Here is a 19,981-nt window from a genome sequence, read left to right as displayed (position 1 = left end):
ATTGGATTGTGCCTTAATACAATACTCTTTTCTTGCTAAATTCACCTAATATAATATCTTCAATTTCCATAGATGAATTTACACTTATGAATTTACCACCGTATTTTTTTGTAATGTCTTCAATAGATTTTTTATAAGACTTTAAAGTGTTTTTATACTCTTTTATAAGACTTGGAGTCAGACTCATTTTTACATTTTCACTTGTTTCACTGTCTATAAAAGTAATTTCATTATTAAACTCTGGATTAATTTCTTCATTTGATAGTATTTGAACTAGTATTATATCTTGCTTTTTAAATGCTAGATACTTAAGAGCGTCATCTAAACCCTTTAACCCCTCATTATTCAAAAAATCAGATACAACTACAGATACTCCTCTTGGAGTTAATTGTCTTTTCTTTATACTACTTGTAAGATCTGTTTTACCATCAAACTCAACATTTTCTAATTCTTTTAATATTCTTTGAAATGCTTTGTTTCCAGCTGCTGATTTTATACTTTGTATATCACCACTATCCATAGTACTTATATTTACTCTATCTAAATTATTTAAGGCAATATAACTTAAAGCTGCAACTACCTTTAATGCACTATCCTTTTTGTTTTCATTTCCATAATCCATTGATTTACTTTTATCAACAAAGAAATTAAAAATCCCTTCTCTTTCTTCCATGAAAACCTTTATAAAAAACTTGTCAAATCTACCATATGCATTCCAATCTATTCGTCTAAAATCGTCACCTGGAGCATATTCTCTATAATCAGAAAACTCTACAGAAACTCCCTTTGCCTTTGACTTTCTTCCTCCCTGTGTTCCTGAAGAAAGCTTAAAATTTATATGCATATTTATTTTATTTAACTTTTTAAAAAAGTCCTCATTAAATATCCTTTCGCTCATTTTCTACACAACCTTTAAATCTTCTAGTATCTTATCTATAATACTTTCTTCAGTTAACCCTTCAGTTATAGCATCAAAATTTAATATTATTCTATGTCTTAAAACTGGATAAGCTAAAGCCTTAATATCCTCAAATGATACATTTAATCGCCCTTCCATAACAGCTCTTACTTTCGCGCCACTAATAATCCCTTGTGCAGCTCTTGGACTAGCTCCTGCTTCTACGTATTTCTTAACAAATTCTGAGGTTTCTGGAATTTCAGGATGAGTTGCTAATATAAGCTTTAATGCAAATTCCTTAACTGCCTCTGCTAGCTTTATTTCTCTAATTATTTCTCTTATCTTTAATATTTCATCACCTTCAAGAACAGCATCAAATTGAACTTTATTGTTTGTTAATGTTAAATCCATAATTTCTTTAAGCTCCTGAAGATTTGGAAAATCTACATTTAACTTAAATAAAAATCTATCTAATTGTGCTTCTGGAAGTGGATATGTTCCTTCTTGCTCTATTGGATTTTGAGTTGCAAGCACCATAAATGGCTTTGACATTTCATAAGTTGTCTTACCAACTGTTACTGTTTTTTCTCCCATAGCTTCAAGTAATGCAGATTGAGTTTTAGGAGTTGCTCTATTTATTTCATCTGCCAATAGTAAGTTCGTAAATACTGGTCCTTTTTCAAATTTAAATAAAGTTTTATCATTTTCTTTAACTACTATATTTGTTCCAACTACGTCTGCTGGCATTAAGTCTGGTGTAAACTGTATTCTAGAAAAACTTAAATTCAACACTTTTCCTATTGTTTTTACTAATTGAGTTTTTCCCATTCCAGGCATACCTTCTAAAAGTACATTACCATCTGCAAAAATAGCAACTAAAACATTTCTAATTATATCCTTTTGTCCTATAATTCCTTTTGCTATTTCTTCCTCACATCTTTTTATTTTCTCTGAAACCTCTATCATTTCTTTTTCGCTTATTTCCATCTTTCTCACCTCTTAGTTTAATCCTTCAAAATAATCCTTTATAAGATTCTTTAAACTTTCTGGAAGATTACTATTATTTGCACCTTCTAATGCACTATTAGTATAATCTCCTATTACTTTATCATAATTTATTTTATTCCCATCTAAATTGAATCCATTTTCTGTTTCTATAGTTTGAGAATTTCCATCTTGATTTTTGTTTCCAGTTAGATTTTCATCCTTACCAACTTCTCGTCCTGGAATATATATTTGCTCTCCTTTTTTATTATCTAAATCATTTTTATTACCTTCATTGTTCCCTGTATCCCAGCCTGTTCCTCCTTGGCCATTTCCACTTCCATTACCATTTCCATTTCCTTGACCACCTTGACCTTGGCCTTGTCCTTGCCCTTCTCCTTCTCCAGAACCTTCCCCTTCTCCAGCTCCTTCACCACTTTTATCTCCAGGCTTATTTCCACTGCTATTATTTTGTGAATTTTGAATTGCATCCTTTAGACTTTCTGCATCAAGTTTCCCATCTAAAACTGAATTTGAAGCCTCACTCAGCGCTTCTGCAAGATTTTCATCATCCATGCTATTAGCAGCATTTGCAAGAGCTTTTGATAAATTATTTAATTCACTACTACTCATATTCCCAAGGGATTTCTTTAACTTTCCTAAGGCCTTTTCTAGAGCTTCCTTATCCTTGGATAATATTGCATCAGAAAGTTCCTTTCCCTCTTTCTTTTTCATAAGCTCATTAACTAATTTATTTAAATCTTTCTTTGCACTTTCTTCTTTATCTTTATTAAACTCATCTAGTAGGTTTTTCTGAGTTTTTTCTATAACCGCTTTACTTTTATCACTCTTTGCCTCATTCTTTTTATCTTCTAACTTTTTTTCCATTCTTTCTAAAGTCTTATTTACATCAAGCTTCTTTTCACTTTCCTTTAATTCCTTTTTTGCATCTTCCAATATCTTTTTTATAGCTTCTTTTTCTTCTTCAGTTAACTCTTCTGATTTCTCAACTAATTTCTTTTCCTCTTCAATCTTTTTAATAAATTCTTGTTGATATTTATTGAATTCCCTAATTGAATTAGCTTCCTTTTTAGCTGAAGTATCTATAAATGATGTTATAGAACATATTATTATTAATCCTATAACCATAAGAATTTGTTTTTTATCTATACTTATCTTTAAATTATTTTTTATATTAAAACTTTTAATATAAGATACAGTATCATTTTTTTGAGCAATTGAAATACTATCTTCTTCATTTATTAATTCTAAAGAAGTTGTAACTCTTTCTTTTAACCCTTTTGAGTCAACTATTAAAGCTACTTTCTTTTTATCTGGTGATTTTATAAAACCATATATTATTATTGAAATTAGTCCTACAGCTAAAACACCAAATGAAACTTCTTCAACATATGGAAATGTTATAAATAAAGATATTAACAGTAAACATAAGATTAAGCATAGTAGGTATTTTAACCCTACTATGCTTAAATTTATTATAAAGTTCGCTTTAATTCTTTTGGATGCCTTTTTTATAAAGGTTAATATTTCATTATTTAAAGAATTCATAGCTCTACTCCTTTACACTTTTATTTGCCTTAATCTTTACCTTCTTGCTTCTTTTTCTATTTAGAGGATTTAGTCTTCTTGATGCTAAGTATAGCAATATTATGCTTCCTACACTTTGAATCCCTATTGAAATATATTCTGTATATTTTGAAATCCCTAATTCTGCTATCATATAAGGGAAATTATTTCCAAGGCCTACTTGATTGGATAGCATACTTATAAATCCAAGTGCTGGACTTAAATAAGCTATAGGCGATATACTTGGTCGATTAATAGATGGTCCTCCACTCATTCTCATCATAGCAATAATCCAAATTATATAAGCTATAACTATTGTTCCTACAAATAGAAATAATACTATTGCATAAGTTAATGCAGTTGCTACCTTAGATGTTTTTACATAACTAGAAATAAAAACACCAATTGATCCAACAAATATTGTGTTTATTATGAATGATAAAACTAATACAAATATATTACTTATCTTTACTCCACCTATCAATGAACATATAGAATATAATGGTATTGTACAAACTATTAACATTATTACTTTAAGAGAAGAAGCTAATAGTTTCCCAATTATAATCTGAAATGAACTTAACCTAGTTGATAATAAAATATCTAATGTTTGTTTTTCTCTTTCTGAACATATTGAAGTTGATGTTAATGATGGTACTATAAACATTAAAAGTACAGCTTGAGCTATTGCCATTCCTATATATAATGTTACTGATCCTTGCATATTTAATCCACTTGCATATACTTCTTTACTATAAGAATTATAAAAAAGTAGTGTTCCTATTGATAAAATAGCTATATAAATAAATAGCATAATTGTAAATCTTGGTGTTCTTACAGTTAACTTACTTTCATTTCTTAAAACTGGATTCACTCTCATTTTCATCTCCCCCTTCTAATTATTATCCTCTGTTATTTGTATAAATACATCTTCTAAATTACCTATTGCCTTAGCAAAACCTATAACAGACACATCTTGTGTAACTAAAGCTTTTAGTATTTTCTTAGCTTCCTCATCTCCTCCAGTTACACTTGCTGTAATTTTGTTTCCATCTATTGAAATCTCTTTAACATCTGGCATTTGCTTTAAAACTTCTATTGCTTTTTCAGGCTCTTCTATAACAGTGATATTAATAGGTGCTGTACCTGATGCTCTAAGCATAACCTCTTCAACAGTTCCTTCGCATACTATAGACCCATTTTTTATTATTCCTATTCTAGTACATATTTCTCCAAGTTCAGATAGTATATGAGATGATACTATTATTGTCTTTCCCATTTCCTTAAGATTTTTTAATATACCCTTCATTTCAAATCTTGCTCTTGGATCCATACCTGAAGCTGGTTCATCTAGTATTAATAACTCTGGATTATGAACTAAACATCTTGCCAAACATAATCTTTGTTTCATTCCTCTTGATAAACCATCTACATTTGCATCATACTTATCTTGCAAATTAACAAGCTCTAATAAATCCATCGATAATTTTCTAGCTTCTTCACCAACAATTCCATATATTGAAGCATAAAATTCTAAGTACTCTATGGCTCTTAAATTATCATAAACTCCAAAGAAATCTGGCATATACCCTATTTTATCCTTTAAAGCTTTATTGTTTTTTATTGCATCTATTCCATCTACATAAACTTCTCCACTATCTGGGGAAAGTAAGCCAGAAACTATTTTCATTGTAGTACTTTTTCCTGCTCCATTTGGACCTATAAATCCAAATATCTCACCTTTTTCTATTTCTAAGTTTAGTCCATTTAATGCCTTAAACTTACCATAAGATTTTTCAAGGCTTTTTATAACTAGCATTATTTCTCCCTCCCCTTAACTGTTATTTTAGGAACCATTGATTGGCCTTTCATGTCGTCAACAGTCACCTTTATTTTCACTGTGTTGTTATCAATATAATCTTCTATATTTTTTATCTTCTCAAATCCTTGAGATAATGTTATTTTTTCATATCCCTTAGTCTTATAGTTATATATGTGCTTTTCTCCATTTTCTCCGCCATTATATCCATATCTATCAACACCAGATTTTACTATAACTTCTGTAACATCAATATTGTTATCAATCTTATAATCAAATACTATTTCACCTTGACCATAGATATATCCATTATATTCATCTAAATGTACATTAGCTGATGAGTTAACTGAATCAACTTCATATGAAAAATATCCGTCAGGGAAATTTAAAGTTCCGTCCTTACTCTTAAAATCTATATTGACATCTTGGACTATTGCTGTTGTATCAAATTTTGATACAGATTTTTTACCAAAATTCATTCCATATTCTATAGGTAAGTCAGTAATTGCAACTAATTTTATTTGATTGCCTGAAGTTATTTCATCAGAAACTACTGTTAATAAATTTGAATTTCTTAATATATTCTTGTACTCTTCCTTTTTTAAATCGCCCTTACTATTCCATCTTGCATCATAATATTTTTGACTTAATGTATCTGCATAGGCTTGAATACTAAAAGCTCCTGAAACCGATGCTCCTTCTATCGTTTTTTCCTCTCCTTTAGTTAATGCTCCTAAATCCCATACATTTTGCCCTACAACTAAAATTAGTTTATTTATTTGTATATCTAAATTATTTTTTACAGATCCATTTAAATTTCCATCAGATAAGTTAAAACTTGAATCAATTTTAGGCACAACTTGTTCTTTTCCTACAACCTCAAATGTCTTAATATCAAGTGCATCATTATCTTCAAATGTAAAATAAGAATTATTTCCTTTATAAGTAGTTTTTACTCTTAGTCTATCTTGTATTTCTTCCTCTGGATTTCCATAGTAATACATATCATCTGTCATATAGCTCATAGTTAAGTCTTCTGGCTTTTCTATATTTACATCATCCTTATACTTTGTTCCTATTCCTATATATCCTTTTGCTATTCCTTTACCGTCCTTGTCTACTGAAACTATATTATTTTGATTTAAAATTACATCATTCACTCTTGTTGATGACCCTATAAAGTAAATAACTAAAGCAAATATAACTGAAATTGCTGGTACAGCTATCCAAGTTAAATCTCTTTTATTTAACTTCTTTAAAACTATATAAAGTACAATTCCTATAATTAATGCATAGCAAGCAAATACTACTATTAAAGGAGTTGTTCCTACTATTTCATTTGTTGGAATAGTTTTTATAAGTTCTCTAGACCTATAATATCCTTGACCTATATATCCGCCATTCATATTCTTATCAAAGATTCCATTTGCTGCATCTGTTAGTATTAGACCTAAAAATTTACTTGCATCCTTTGATGATATTAATGGTTCTAAACCTAAATCAAAAGTTGTTATTAATATTTGTCCCTTACCTTTTTCAATAGAATATACTAAATCCTTTTCTGATGTTTTATTTTTTATTTGGGAATCTTTAACTTCTAAATTAGAAGTTATAAGCTTTAAGTTCTCCTCTACTAAGGTTATATTTTCTTCTTTAGCTCCATTAGATTTTATTTGTAGAAAATCCTTATCTATACCCCCTACAGTTTTAGCTTCATTTGCTCCTGTTCCTAATACTAAAGTTCCACCTTTATTAATCCATGAATTTATTGCAGTGTACTGCTCCTTTTTTAAATTAGACATATTATAATTATTTATAATCATTACGTCCAATCCATCTATGTTTAAATTATTTTCACCTATTATGTTTTCATCTAGATATGCACTTTCAATTGTTCCTTGAAATCCTTTATTAGAATCAAACTTTACATTTCCAACATATCCAAGTGAAGTAGCGTCATCAGTTAATATTCCAACAAACATATTTGTTTCTGTCACTCTTCCGCTTGATACTAATGTTTTCTTTTGGGCTAAAACCTTTCCATTTCCAACAATATTAACTGTCATCTTACTTGAATTTTCTAATACCTTTACAGGTATTATAACTTTACTAGTTTCACCTTTAGTTAATGAAACTTCTTTACTGTAAGCATCATAAGTTCTTGCATTAGAACTAGCTACTCTTATTTCTACTTCACCTGTAAAATCCTTTTTTAAGCTATTAACCTCTACTGTTACAGGTATATATTTCATAGCCCTATACTTACCTTGAATTCCATAACTAACTTTTATCTCATAGTTCTCTGAACTATCGGCTTTAGCCTTTACTTCCAAAGAAGTAAAAAATAAACTAGTTATTACTAATACTAAAATAGTAGTTATTGCACTTTTTTTATAAAACCACTTCATCATTATTCCCCCTAGGTTTCAATTAACAATTAATTATTATTTTTATTGAAATTTATCTATATTAATAATTGTACCCTATTTAGTATAAATTTCCCTTAACAAATTCTTAAAAATTCCTTATTTTTAACAAATTTAGTAAAAAAGCCAGTATCCTTTATTGAATACTGACTTTTATCTATTATTTAATTTTTTATATGAATATAATTACTAACTATTACTGACCTGAGATTTATTAAAATATGAACCTATAAACAAAGAAGAAATTCTGAAAGCAATATCTCTAATATTAAAAATTTTCTTCTTAAGTATTATAAAATCAATAATATCTCTATTCAAATAACTCTTATTAACATAATCATAAATGTTCCATTTCGTCTTTGTCTATTTCTACATAGTTATTTAGTAATTGTAAAGCATATTCTCTTTTTCACAGGAATACTCCTCTACTTTACATATTTATCTGAAAAGAACTTTTATCATTTGTAAATGTCTAGCACAAATTAATTAGCACTATTATATTTTAAAGAAAAGAGTCAATGAAAATAGCTATTCTTAGCTTCATTTACTCTTTTTCCCTTTTAGAATATATGTCTTTAATCCTTATCCCTTTTAGTCCATATTATTTTTCGATCCTCTACTCCATAAATTTTAATCTTTTTGAATTGATTAATCAATTTTGATATATTAAAGATACTAAGTGAAACTACTACTAAAAATAGAATACCTATAAGATAATTTTTATTTGATTCAAAAAAAAGATATAAAAAGAAAAGTGACATAATGACTGCAATTGTAATAAGAATACAGTTAGATATTAAACATGTCTTTTTCCACTTTCTATAATGTGAATTTAAAATAAAATATCTATAATCTTCAGAACCGGTAACTTCTAGTTTATTATTTATTGTTATTATTGAATTCTCAACTGCTTTTACTTCAATGGCAACAGGGATATGGAATGATCTTGGATCCGGAATTAACAGATCCAAAAGCGAAGCTAATAGTATTAGCCAAGTTTTGTCCTCAAATATACTATTAAAAAATAGAACTTTCTGATCTTCTTTAATATAAACATAATTATCTGCTTTACAATTGACGCTAAACATAAAAACATCTCCTTCTTTTATATCAGAATAACTATATTCCTTTTGCAGAGACTTCATAATATTATGTTTTATAATTTTATTTTCATAAAATATCGTATATTTATTTAAGCTATAAATAAATACTAATATTAAAGAAAGTAAAATAGAATAAAAAATTATAGAACATCTTTTATTTTTTCCCTATAAACTAAATATCTTCTACTAATATTATTAATGATTCTACATGGAATCATTAATAATATTATCGCTGGAATTAAGGAGCATACTGTATTGTCTAATATCTTCATTGTTATTAATAAATAATTGTAGTTAAAGTTTTTAATAAAACTTTCAATTACATAAGTTACTCCAATAACGTATAAAGATAATAATATTACTGTTAAAATTAAAATTCCTAGTCTCTTAAAAAATTCTCCTATTGATCTTGCTTCGAAAAGCAAATTGTATTGATACATAAATAACCTCTGTTCAAAATGTATATTTTGTTAAATAAAACTCTTCCAAGATATTATTAATTTATAGTATTGTAAAACTTTAAAATAACTTTTAATAATATATTAAGTTTTTTATATAAATATATATAGAATTTAATAACCACATACTACATATAATTATGGGAACAACAAGGATTTTTTTATGTGTTTTCTTTAGATATACAATACTAAATATTAACCCAAACAATGGAGCAATAAATTTTATTATTATTGCAATAATAATAAAGGCAAAAAATATTAAGGTTAAAATTCCCTCTTCAATATTTTTATCAGTATTAAGTATTAATGCCACAGAGGAAATTGCTGTAACTATTGATAATAATATTAATATAATTAAAAATCTTTTATTAACTTTTTTTAGATAATTAATTTTCACCTTATCTACATTATTTATACTAAGATTAGAACTTATTACTTCGTATTCTTCCCTACATTTACTGCAACCATCAATATGATCTTTCACTAATTCCTTTCCTTCTTTACTTAAGACATTTTCAATATAATTAGGTAATAAATCTTTAATTATTTCACACGATGCTATATGTTTCATTTTACTCCTCCTACCAAAAATTTAATAAATCTATATATCTATATAGCAAACTGATTATTAAATATATAACTATAATTACTAAAGATATAAAAAATGTATTTGAAACATTATAACTATTACTACCATATGAAGCTTTCTTCCATATCCAACAAAATAATAACGCCATCATTGGAATAAAATAAATACCTATATTTAATACTACCATTAAAATAATTTCTTCAGTAGAAATTCTATACAAACCAATTTGAATGTCTTTACACATCATTGATAAACTTACACAAGCTGCACTTATTATTATTAATGAAATGAATAATAATATAATTTTTAATTTAAATTTTCTAATTGTATCTATTTCACTACTTTTTTCATTAGAATTATTAACATTGCGTATTCTATAATATTCTTTTTTACAAGCATCACATTCTTTTAAATGTTGTTTAATGCAAGCATTCGTTTCTTTGCTTTCAACTTCATCAACATATATAGGTAATAAATCCCTAATTATGGTGCAAGATAATTTATTCTCCATCTTCTAACCTCCTAATAAGCTTAGATTTACCTCTATAAAATGTAACTCTAGCCCAATTTTCTGACTTCCCTAATATCTCACTAATCTCCTTAAAGCTTAAATCTCCTGTTAATCTAAGATAAATAACTTCTTTATACGGATTCTCTAAAGATTGTATTATCTTATATATACTTTTCTTATTCTCATTTGATATAACTAATTCTTCTGTAGAATCACCCTTAATTTGAATATTTTCATCATATGAAACATTTATTGTTTTTCCTCTTTTCTCCCATTCTTGAAATAGAATATGCTTAGCTATTTGACAAAGCCATACTGAAATTTTACACTTTCCGTTATATTTATGAATTGATTTAATTGCCCTTAAGAAAGTTTCCTGTGTTAATTCTTCAGATAAACTCGCATCTTTTGTATAACTAAGTAAAAAACCATATACAATCTTAGAATTCTCTTTATATATTTCACCAATAGTAAGCAATGCTTCACCTCCCATAATATATATCCTATTTTTCGTAAATCCGTTACAAAATAAGAAAAAAGTATTTCTCTATGGTGAATTAACTTCATAATCAAGAAATACTTTTTAAATTAAGTTTAATATTATTTATAATTTAATTAGAATGTATTCCATATTGCATTATAAATACTTTCTCTAGATGCTGAATCACCGCCATCTGCTATATCTATTGGATTTGCATGACTTCTTAAATAACTTAATAAAGGTGCTCCAACAATAGGACCAAGAATTGCTAATGTAGCAGGTGAAGCATAATATATTACTGCATGTGCATATATCTCTTTAGCGATTTGATACTTTGTCATAAGTCTAACTTGATAACTTCTTATTAAAACATCTGCCTTACTTAGGCAAGTATCTTTATTTAAATATGATGTTGACATAGCTAGACTTACCCCCCCCCATCAACATATTCCATTTCATCTCTGTCTATTTCTACATAGCTATTTGGTAATTGTAAAGCATACTCTCTTTTTAATACAAATATACTCATTTTATTCTCCTCCATTTTATACATATATATTTAAAAGAACTTTTAATCCTTGTAAATCTTTCACATAAAATTAATTAATTCGCGCGCTTTTCATGTTTAATTTACCATATTAAAATTTCTTTTAATGCAAAGTAACTAACTAAATTTAATTCCTATTAATTCTAAAATATATTTCATCCTTAAAGGAAACTCCTCCTCAATTCTTCGGATGAGTAACTTCAAGGTACTAAATCATAGATTTAGACTTTCAGTCACTTTTCCTGATATTGTTCCATATTCTGATTGCAATAAGCCTCCTATGACTAAAGATACTTCATCTTCTACATGTATTCTTGGTCGATCACTTGAAGGTAACATAGTTTCTATTATTAATTCTTCTTCTTTACTTGTTATAGTTCCTATTAAGCTTCCTCCTTGTAGTACCATTCCAGAAGTTAATGGCGTATTTAAATGAATAACTCCACTTTTTTGAGCAACTACTTTATATTGTTCTTTTCCTTTTTCTAAGGCTTCCTTTTGTGCTACTAATTTTGATAATTCTAACTGATATTGATTTTTTTCACTTGTAAACTCTGAAATAGTTTTATAGTAGTGCTCATCAGATTTATCTTTTGTGTTTTAGCATATTCTTCAATTTGTTTATCTTCATAGCCTTGATTCTTTATCTATATTAAATTCTTTTCTTCCTATATATGACGCATTTAATTTATTGTAAAATTCGCTTTCTATTTCATCATTTCTATCAAAGTAGCTTGTTTCATAATAATTCCTCCAAAATCTTTTTATAGTATATCATTCCAAAACTACCTACTATCCCCTAATAATTTTAATACTATGCTATAACAATTCCACTTATTATAACCTTCTCATATTTTTGTTACAATACATATATTTCTTCGGTTGCTATAATAAATTTAACTTCTTGTTAATCATTTTTATTGATTTAAGCAATTTATATACTCTATACTATATATTATTATAAACTCTTTCTTTAACTCTAATTCTCCTTCTTCTTGCTTTTGATATTAATTATTATTCCAATTAGTAATATTAAAATACCAAATATTAAACCTGTAGAGCTTACATTAGTTACATAAGATTTTAATATAGAATTTACTATTAAAACAACACCAATACTTATAACGAAAGGTCCTAAAAATTTCATTTTAAAATCTAGCTCCTTCATAACTATGCATTGGATACGGATTATATTCAGTTTCATAATGCCCCGATACATATCTTGTAATATAACCATCACCATCTGTATCTAATGCTTTAGCACCAGACCAACTTCCAATAACTGAGACAGAACCCTGTAAAACGTATTCTAGGATTTTCTGTTTTGTAATCACCAAAATTGCAGTTCCTCCTGTTATAGCACTTATCGCTACACTAAGTGCTAGACTTGAAATACCCACAGCAGTTGCATAAGCACCTACTGAAATACGTATTGTTTGTGCTGGAACCCAAGTTTGACGGCTTGATCTATATCCACCATCAACATACTCCATCTCCCCCCTATCAATATCTACATAACTACATGGCATTTGTAATGCGTATTCTCTTTTTAATACAAAAGTACTCATTTCTTCTCCTCCATTTTTATACATATATTTATTTTAAAAGAATTTTAGAATCCTGTAAATAATTAACAAACAATTATATAATTCGCGCGCTATGTTTATTAAATATTACTTTATCTAATCTTCTTTTAATGCAAAGTAATTAACTAAATTTAGTTCCTATAAGTTCTAAAATGTATTTCATCTTTAAAGGAAACTCCTCCTCAATACTTCAGATGAGTAAGTTCAATTAGCTAAATCAAAGATTTAGAATTTTACTTATCTTTTCATACTTAACCCTTGTTTCAGTTACCATACCTATTGTTAAGTTAACCTTTTCTCCCTTAGAATCTTCTAAATAAGTTTTATCTGGTTTGACTTTAACTTTAAAAAATGCATTTCCTAGCTTTTTTAATGAAACTCATCTTACAGATGAGAAAGTTCCAGTTTCCAAATCAAAGATTTGGACTGTCACTTTTTGTTGCATCTTCAATTTTTTTATAGGAAACTCCTCCTCATATCTTCGGATGAGTAACTTCAAGGAGCTAAATCATAGATTTAGACTTTCAGTGACTTTTCCTGATATTGTTCCATATTCAGATTGAAGCAAACCACCTACGACTAAAGATACTTCATCTCCTACATGTATTCTTGATCTATCAGTTGAAGGTAGCATAGTTTCTATTATTAATTCTTCTTCTTTACTTGTTATAGTTCTTATTAAGCTTCCTCCTTGAAGTACCATTCCTGAAGTTAACGGAGCGTTTAGATGAATAACTCCTCCTTTTTGATCAACTACTTTATATTGTTCTTTTCCTTTTTCTAAGGCTTCCTTTTGAGCTACTAATTTAGATAACTCTAACTCATATTGATTTTTTTCACTTGTAAACTCTGAAATAGTTTTATAATACTGCTCATCAGATTTATTTTCTGAAACTACAACACCTTGTCCTTTTACCATATAGGTTTTTACTGATTTATTTGCCAAAATTAATGCTTATTCTTGCCATTGCATACTATGGTCCATCTTGTTATCCACTTTCTAATAACTTTATATACTAAATTGTCTAAATACTCACGCATGATTTCAAGAACTTTGTACCAATACTTTTCCTTAAACTTTTCATATTTATCTATTGATATTTCTTTTACTGTTATTTTTTCATTTACAATCATCATCTCATTAATTATATCAAGTTATCTATAGGTTCCAAATCTATAATATCCTATAAATTAAAAAGCTCCAGTTTCCAAATTAAATATTTAGAGACTGGAACCTTTTCTTTATATTCGTAAATGCTTGCTACTTAAACTTTGCAAAGTCTTCTGCATACAAGCTTATATACCCGCAATTCAAACATAAATATTTTTTTATCTTTAAACTTTTAGGGCTAACCTCTATCTTCTTTGGAATTTCTATTGCTGTAAATGCCCCTTTTGTTACTATTTCTATTTCCTTTATATCTTCTGATTTACAAACACTACATATTTTCATAATCTCTCCTTAAATACATTGTTATATTTTCTAAAAATTCTTAAACTCTTTAATTTCAAGCTATTTATTAACTATTACTGAACTGAGATTTCTTAAGATATGGAATTATAAACAAGGCTGAAATTATAAAAGCAATATCTCTCATATTAAAAAAAGTCTTTTTATCTAATTCATTGAACATAAAATAGAGATAAATAAAAATAGAAATATTAATCATAGCTCCTATAATCAACGATAAATTTATCTTATTTCTAAAGTTAACAATACTATAATGTTTTTTAAAATTATTGCCTAATATATTTATTGATAAAACAAATAAACAAACTTTAAAAATTAATAAATAAGTCGTTGAGCTAGATATGCCTATAGCAATAAAGTATAATATTATTCCAATAAGACTGTATTTAGTATTAACTATTTTACTATTAACTTCTTTTTTTATATTTATTGTTAATTTATTAATATGCTTAAATGAGTAAATTAAAATACTTATGTTAATTAAAAAAGCTATAATTAATATACTACATACAATCAAACTATTAGATCTTCTATTTAGGTTAGGTAATATTATATTATAAATAAAAAAAATTGATGACTTAATCATTAATTCAACATCTAATATTTTTTTCAATTCTAACGAGCTAATATTTTTATCTTTTCTATTAATTGTAATATTAATTAATATAAGAATTAATTGTCCATAGAATAAAAGCATTAGTAATGGTCCATTTTTTAAACTTGATAAATTTTTCTCACTATTCAATGTTACTGCTATAATTAATGTACTAATATACATCATTAATGTAATTAAAAATAATTTCTTTATACTTTTCTTATTTTCCATTTGTTTCTTCTCCATTTTATTTTAAATAAGATGAGTGATAATTATTCTTTAATAATCACTCATCTAACTTATTTCTATTATATAATTATAGCTTTTAGCTAAACTCTATATTATTTATGATGCATATAAACAAGGTCCTGTAACTCCCCAATAGAATTCTATACCACGCCCTTTATCCAGTGCTTGAGCAATCTCACTCATAAATGTACCAACCTTCCATGATACATACCAAGATAAAACTTGACCTGCAAGTCCTAAAGTTCCAACTAAACCTGCTTTTATTACACCAAGTCCATATTTAATTGCATTATATACCCTAGTAAATCCTACTACTGATGATAAATATGCTGCCTCAATTCCCCATCCTATTAAATTGCTTCTTAATGTATAATTACTCCAATATCCGCCACCATCAACATATTCCATCTCTTCTCTGTCAACATCTACATAGCTATTTGGTAATTGTAATTCATATTTTCTGTTTAGTACAAAAGCACTCATTTCTTCTCCTCCATTTTTATACATATATTTATTTTAAAAGAATTTTAGAATGTTGTAAACAATTAACAAACAATTATATAATTCGCGCGCTATGTTTATTAAAGATTACTTTATCTAATCTTCTTTTAATGCAAATTAACTAAATTTAACACCTATCAATTCTAAAATATATTTCATATAAGTAATTTTTTCATATTTAACCCTTGTTTCTGTTACCATACCTATTGTTAAGTTAACCTTTTCTCCCTTAGAATCTTCTAAATAAGTTTTATCTGGTTTAACCTTAACTTTAAAAAATACATTTCCTAGCTTTTTTAATGAAACTCATCTTACAGATGAGAAAGTTCCAGTTTCCAAATCAAAGATTTGGACTGTCACTTTTTGTTGCATCTTCAATTTTTTTATAGGAAACTCCTCCTCATATCTTCGGATGAGTAACTTCAAGGAGCTAAATCATAGATTTAGACTTTCAGTCACTTTTCCTGTTATTGTTCCATATTCAGATTGAAGTAAACCACCAATTACTAAAGATACTTCATCTCCTACGTGTATTCTTGGTCTATCACTTGAAGGTAACATAGTTTCTATAATTAACTCTTCTTCCTTACTTGTTATAGTTCCTATTAAACTTCCTCCTTGAAGCACCATTCCTGATGTTAATAGAGTATTTAAATGTATTACTCCATTTTTTTGAGCAACTACTTCATATTGACTTTTTCCCTTTTCTAAGGCTTCTTTTTGTGCTGTTAGTTTTGATAATTCTAATTCATATTGATTTTTTTCATTTGTAAATTCTGAAATTGTTTTAAAATAATGTTCATCCGATTTATTTTTTTGAGTTTTGCTAAATTCTTCAATTTGTTTTTCTTCATATCCTTGGTCTTTTAATGCTTGCGTATCTACATAAAATTCTTTTCTTGCTATATAAGCTGCATTTAATTTATTATAAAATTCACTTTCTTCCTCATTATATCTATCAAAATAATTTGTTCCATTTGTTGCATTTTCTTCTGCTATTCTTAAAAGTTCTATTCTTCTGCTATAGCTGTTTATTTGTACATTTATTTGTTCTAATTGAAGATCTGTCTCTAATCCATTAGTTGTAAATAACACATCTCCTTCTTTAACTTCACTTCCTTCACTTATAAAAACATCTTTTATTTCTCCTGAGCCTTTAGTCATAATATGAGATTTATTTTCTGAAACTACTAACCCTTGTCCTTTTACCATATATGTTTTTACTGACTTATTTGCCCAAATTAATGCTGCAACTATTAATGCTGTAACTATTAAAATAACATATTTCATAAAGGCTGGTGGCTTTTTATCATAAAGGATTTTACTATCAGTAATTTCATTTAAGTTATATACTTTCAAGTAAATCTCCACCTTTCAAAGCTTCCATAAATACATCTGCTACTATATCTTCTTCTTCTTGTTTTACAAATACAGTATAAGAATCTCCCTTTAATTTAATATTATTTTCAAAGGCATATACTCCAAGCTTTTGATATGCAAATTGTAAATTTTCTTCTTTTTCTGTAAATCTAGCAAAAAGACAATTAGTTACCCTTAACTGTGACTTTAATTCATAGGGTTTTTCAACATTATTAATTGGATTTTTTAATTGAACCATTAGCTTTATTATTACTTTAACTTGTCCACTTTCATCTACTTCTACTGTAGAATAATTTATCGCTGGTCCTATAGTTGAGTTTCCCTTAGATTTAATATAACTATCCATCATATAGCTAATTTTATTTATATCGATTAATTCATTTTCACTTACTTCTCTAATTAATACATTATTAAGCTTTAAGGTTTTATTTTCTCTTAAAACTATTTTTTCAATTGTACTCATATTCCTCACCCTCTTCTATAAAATCTGCTTCTATATTTTTCTCTATATCCAAGTTATCTTTATATATAATTTCTTTTTCTTCTATTGAACCAACTTGGCTTATATAAAGCTTATAATAATATCCTTTTTTCTTTAATAAACTTTCATGGTCTCCTTCTTCTACAATTTTCCCCTTATCCATAACATAAATTATGTCACAGCTTCTTATAGTTGAAAGTCTATGGGCTATCATAAGCATTGTTATATTCTTACCTTTTTTAAATAAGGTATCAAATATCTTTGCTTCACTTATAAAGTCTAAGTTACTTGTTGCTTCATCTAGTATTAAGAAACTTGGCTTTTTAATTAAAGCTCTTGCCATTGCAATTCTTTGTTTTTCTCCACCAGAAAGTCCTCCTCCTGCTTCTTCTAAGAATGTGTCATACTTACCTGGTAATTTTTCTATAAACTCCTTGCATCCTGCATTTTCACAGGCACTCTTTATTTCTTCATAACTTGAATTAGCTTTTCCTAAGGTTATATTTTCTTTTATAGAACCTGAAAATAACTCAACGTTTTGAGGAACATATGATATATTTTCTCTTAAGTTATATAAGTCTAATTCTTCTATATTGTAGCCATTGATATTTATTTTTCCTTCTTCTGGAGTATAGTACTTTAATAAAAGCTTAGATATGGTTGTTTTACCACTTCCTGATTCTCCAACTAATGCAACCTTTTTTCCCTTAGGAATTTTTATGCTTATATCCTTTAACACTGGAGACCTGCTTCCATACCTGAAGGTAATATTATTTAATTCTATATCTCCATCTATTTTTTCTAATTTTATTTTTTCAACTTCATTATCCTCTTGTTCTTTTTCAACTTCATATATTTCGGAAATTCTTTTTAATGATATACTAGCTTCTTGAATACTTAATTGCAGTCCTATAAGCCTTCCAATTGGATCCATAAAATAACCTGACAATGTTGAAAATGCCATAAGACTACCTAATGTAATATCACCATTCATAATCATCCTAGCTCCAATATACATAAGAACAAGATTTCCTACACTTGATACTGCTCCTGATATTGAGCCTTGAATATTTGATAAAACTCCTTCTTTAAAAGCTATTTTTAAATTTCTTATATACTCTACTTCTAATTTTTCTATGCTATTTTCTTCAGCTGCATGAACCTTTATAGTTTCTATCCCTTTTAAGCTTTCTATAATCTGACTATTTAGCCTTGCTCCTGCTTCCATTTGCTCTAAATTAATTTTTTTATAAGGCCCCTTAAATATATAAATTAATACAGCACTTATTACTGTTAAAACTAAAATAACAATAAATAATTTTTGATTCATTACATATAGTATTGAAGCAGATACAGTTGCTAAAACAATATCCATAATCAAAGATAATGACACTGATGTTAATATATTTTTTATTGTAAATGCATCACTAAATCTAGTAAGTATATCTCCTACTTTTCTTGATGCAAAAAATTTCATAGGTAATTTATATACATGTTTAAAGTATCCTAGCAATAATGGAATATCTATTTTTTGGGATAGATATAAAAGGGTATGCTGCCTTATTGCACCTAATCCAATTTGAGTTATTGCTAAAAGTAAAAATCCTATTACAAATATATTTAATTGATTTTTTAAATTATATGGAAGTATTTCATCCATAAGTATTTTATTAAAAAAGGCTGAGGCGATTCCAAGCACCGTAAGTATTGCTGAAGCAACTATGCTATATATAAAAAGTGATTTTTGAGGCAAAAGTAATTGTATGAACTTAGATAATATCCCTTGTCCCTTCACTTTTCCCGGATTAAATTCATTGTTTGGTATTAATAGTAATAATACTCCATCAAATATTTTAAAGAATTCATCTATATTCTTTTTTTCTTTTCCCTTAGCTGGATCTAATATTATTACTTCTTCCTTTTTAATTTTATGTATAATTACAAAATGGCTTAATCCTTCTTTTGTAATAACATGAGCAACTGCAGGAAGTGTAAATTTTTCTTTAAAGCCCTCCTTATCAACCCTAATTGCCTTGGTATCAAAACCTAATTTTTTTGCTCCATCCTCTAAGCCTAATAAGGTTGTCCCCTTTATATCTGTTCCAAGTATATCTCTTAACTTTGTTATAGTTATTTCTTTTTTATAATACATACAAACCGTTGCAAGACAAGCTGCTGCGCAATCTGTTATATCATGCTGTTTAACTAAGTATTTATATCTCATTAAAACCCTCCCCCTTATTGTAATATTATAATATATTTTACAAATTTATACTTACATTTGGATTTAAACGTAAAAAATAAGACTTAAAAGG

The 19,981-nt window shown here is 27.3% G+C and carries 23 protein-coding genes; all 23 read right to left on the bottom strand.

All coding sequences use genetic code 11. The annotated features are described in order from the left end of the window. Nucleotides 1-13: 13 nt before the first annotated feature. The 23 genes from AAT22_RS06790 to AAT22_RS06685 all read right to left on the bottom strand — a co-directional run bounded on the left by AAT22_RS06790 (nt 14) and on the right by AAT22_RS06685 (nt 19,890). Entirely contained in the window at nt 14-898 is an 885-nt protein-coding gene (locus AAT22_RS06790) for a DUF58 domain-containing protein (RefSeq protein ID WP_047000662.1), read from the bottom strand. Between the two features lie 3 nt (nt 899-901). Beyond that, complete coding sequence (locus AAT22_RS06785; protein WP_047000661.1) at nt 902-1,885, bottom strand: MoxR family ATPase; 984 nt, start codon at nt 1,883-1,885, stop codon at nt 902-904. 12 nt (nt 1,886-1,897) lie between these two features. After that, nucleotides 1,898-3,451, bottom strand: a complete 1,554-nt coding sequence (locus tag AAT22_RS06780) for a pectinesterase (protein ID WP_047000660.1) — start codon at nt 3,449-3,451, stop codon at nt 1,898-1,900. A 4-nt stretch (nt 3,452-3,455) separates the two neighbouring features. Further along, nucleotides 3,456-4,349, bottom strand: coding sequence for an ABC transporter permease subunit (locus AAT22_RS06775; protein WP_047000659.1), 894 nt, complete (start codon nt 4,347-4,349; stop codon nt 3,456-3,458). Nucleotides 4,350-4,364: 15 nt separating this feature from the next. Continuing rightward, a complete protein-coding gene (locus tag AAT22_RS06770) occupies nt 4,365-5,288 on the bottom strand; it encodes an ABC transporter ATP-binding protein (RefSeq protein ID WP_047000658.1) in 924 nt (307 codons plus the stop codon). Beyond that, nucleotides 5,288-7,699 carry a hypothetical protein gene (locus tag AAT22_RS06765; protein WP_242849796.1) on the bottom strand — a complete coding sequence of 804 codons (2,412 nt, stop codon included), beginning with the start codon at nt 7,697-7,699 and terminating at the stop codon, nt 5,288-5,290. The genes AAT22_RS06770 and AAT22_RS06765 overlap by 1 nt, the downstream gene beginning before the upstream one ends. Before the next feature lie 590 nt (nt 7,700-8,289). After that, nucleotides 8,290-8,802, bottom strand: coding sequence for a hypothetical protein (locus tag AAT22_RS06760; protein WP_047000656.1), 513 nt, complete (start codon nt 8,800-8,802; stop codon nt 8,290-8,292). 155 nt (nt 8,803-8,957) lie between these two features. Further along, nucleotides 8,958-9,257 (bottom strand): hypothetical protein, encoded by a 300-nt coding sequence (locus AAT22_RS06755; RefSeq protein ID WP_047000655.1) that lies wholly within the window; start codon nt 9,255-9,257, stop codon nt 8,958-8,960. Nucleotides 9,258-9,348: 91 nt separating this feature from the next. Continuing rightward, a complete protein-coding gene (locus AAT22_RS06750) occupies nt 9,349-9,846 on the bottom strand; it encodes a zf-HC2 domain-containing protein (RefSeq protein WP_047000654.1) in 498 nt (165 codons plus the stop codon). A gap of 10 nt (nt 9,847-9,856) precedes the next feature. Further along, on the bottom strand, nt 9,857-10,375 hold the full coding sequence (locus AAT22_RS06745) for a zf-HC2 domain-containing protein (protein ID WP_047000653.1): 519 nt from the start codon (nt 10,373-10,375) through the stop codon (nt 9,857-9,859). Beyond that, entirely contained in the window at nt 10,365-10,853 is a 489-nt protein-coding gene (locus tag AAT22_RS06740; protein ID WP_084820729.1) for a sigma-70 family RNA polymerase sigma factor, read from the bottom strand. The genes AAT22_RS06745 and AAT22_RS06740 overlap by 11 nt, the downstream gene beginning before the upstream one ends. Nucleotides 10,854-10,990: 137 nt before the next feature. Further along, entirely contained in the window at nt 10,991-11,275 is a 285-nt protein-coding gene (locus AAT22_RS06735; RefSeq protein ID WP_242849795.1) for a hypothetical protein, read from the bottom strand. 341 nt (nt 11,276-11,616) lie between these two features. Next, the gene (locus AAT22_RS19590; protein WP_052953920.1) at nt 11,617-11,811 is read right to left on the bottom strand and encodes a hypothetical protein; all 195 of its coding nucleotides are present in this window, start codon (nt 11,809-11,811) and stop codon (nt 11,617-11,619) included. Nucleotides 11,812-12,382: 571 nt separating this feature from the next. Continuing rightward, nucleotides 12,383-12,550, bottom strand: a complete 168-nt coding sequence (locus tag AAT22_RS19025) for a hypothetical protein (protein WP_156174293.1) — start codon at nt 12,548-12,550, stop codon at nt 12,383-12,385. Nucleotide 12,551: 1 nt separating this feature from the next. Continuing rightward, a complete protein-coding gene (locus tag AAT22_RS06725; protein WP_047000651.1) occupies nt 12,552-12,971 on the bottom strand; it encodes a hypothetical protein in 420 nt (139 codons plus the stop codon). 526 nt (nt 12,972-13,497) lie between these two features. Continuing rightward, nucleotides 13,498-13,908 carry an HlyD family efflux transporter periplasmic adaptor subunit gene (locus tag AAT22_RS18540; RefSeq protein ID WP_242849794.1) on the bottom strand — a complete coding sequence of 137 codons (411 nt, stop codon included), beginning with the start codon at nt 13,906-13,908 and terminating at the stop codon, nt 13,498-13,500. A 29-nt stretch (nt 13,909-13,937) separates the two neighbouring features. Continuing rightward, nucleotides 13,938-14,126, bottom strand: a complete 189-nt coding sequence (locus tag AAT22_RS06715) for a hypothetical protein (RefSeq protein ID WP_156174292.1) — start codon at nt 14,124-14,126, stop codon at nt 13,938-13,940. Between the two features lie 124 nt (nt 14,127-14,250). Then, nucleotides 14,251-14,442, bottom strand: coding sequence for a hypothetical protein (locus tag AAT22_RS06710; protein ID WP_047000649.1), 192 nt, complete (start codon nt 14,440-14,442; stop codon nt 14,251-14,253). A 67-nt stretch (nt 14,443-14,509) separates the two neighbouring features. After that, nucleotides 14,510-15,286 carry a hypothetical protein gene (locus AAT22_RS06705; RefSeq protein WP_047000648.1) on the bottom strand — a complete coding sequence of 259 codons (777 nt, stop codon included), beginning with the start codon at nt 15,284-15,286 and terminating at the stop codon, nt 14,510-14,512. 114 nt (nt 15,287-15,400) lie between these two features. Further along, complete coding sequence (locus AAT22_RS06700; protein WP_047000647.1) at nt 15,401-15,787, bottom strand: hypothetical protein; 387 nt, start codon at nt 15,785-15,787, stop codon at nt 15,401-15,403. Between the two features lie 453 nt (nt 15,788-16,240). After that, nucleotides 16,241-17,164 carry a biotin/lipoyl-binding protein gene (locus AAT22_RS06695; RefSeq protein WP_242849793.1) on the bottom strand — a complete coding sequence of 308 codons (924 nt, stop codon included), beginning with the start codon at nt 17,162-17,164 and terminating at the stop codon, nt 16,241-16,243. Next, nucleotides 17,151-17,648, bottom strand: a complete 498-nt coding sequence (locus tag AAT22_RS06690) for a hypothetical protein (protein ID WP_016206095.1) — start codon at nt 17,646-17,648, stop codon at nt 17,151-17,153. The genes AAT22_RS06695 and AAT22_RS06690 overlap by 14 nt, the downstream gene beginning before the upstream one ends. Continuing rightward, complete coding sequence (locus AAT22_RS06685) at nt 17,635-19,890, bottom strand: peptidase domain-containing ABC transporter (RefSeq protein WP_047000646.1); 2,256 nt, start codon at nt 19,888-19,890, stop codon at nt 17,635-17,637. Before AAT22_RS06685 ends, AAT22_RS06690 begins: the two co-directional genes overlap by 14 nt. Nucleotides 19,891-19,981 lie beyond the last annotated feature (91 nt).

This window comes from Clostridium sp. C8, assembly GCF_001010885.1.
Lineage (GTDB): Bacteria > Bacillota > Clostridia > Clostridiales > Clostridiaceae > Clostridium > Clostridium sartagoforme.
The sequence above is the reverse complement of the archived record's forward strand: the minus strand, read 5'-3'. Positions and strand labels throughout refer to the sequence as shown.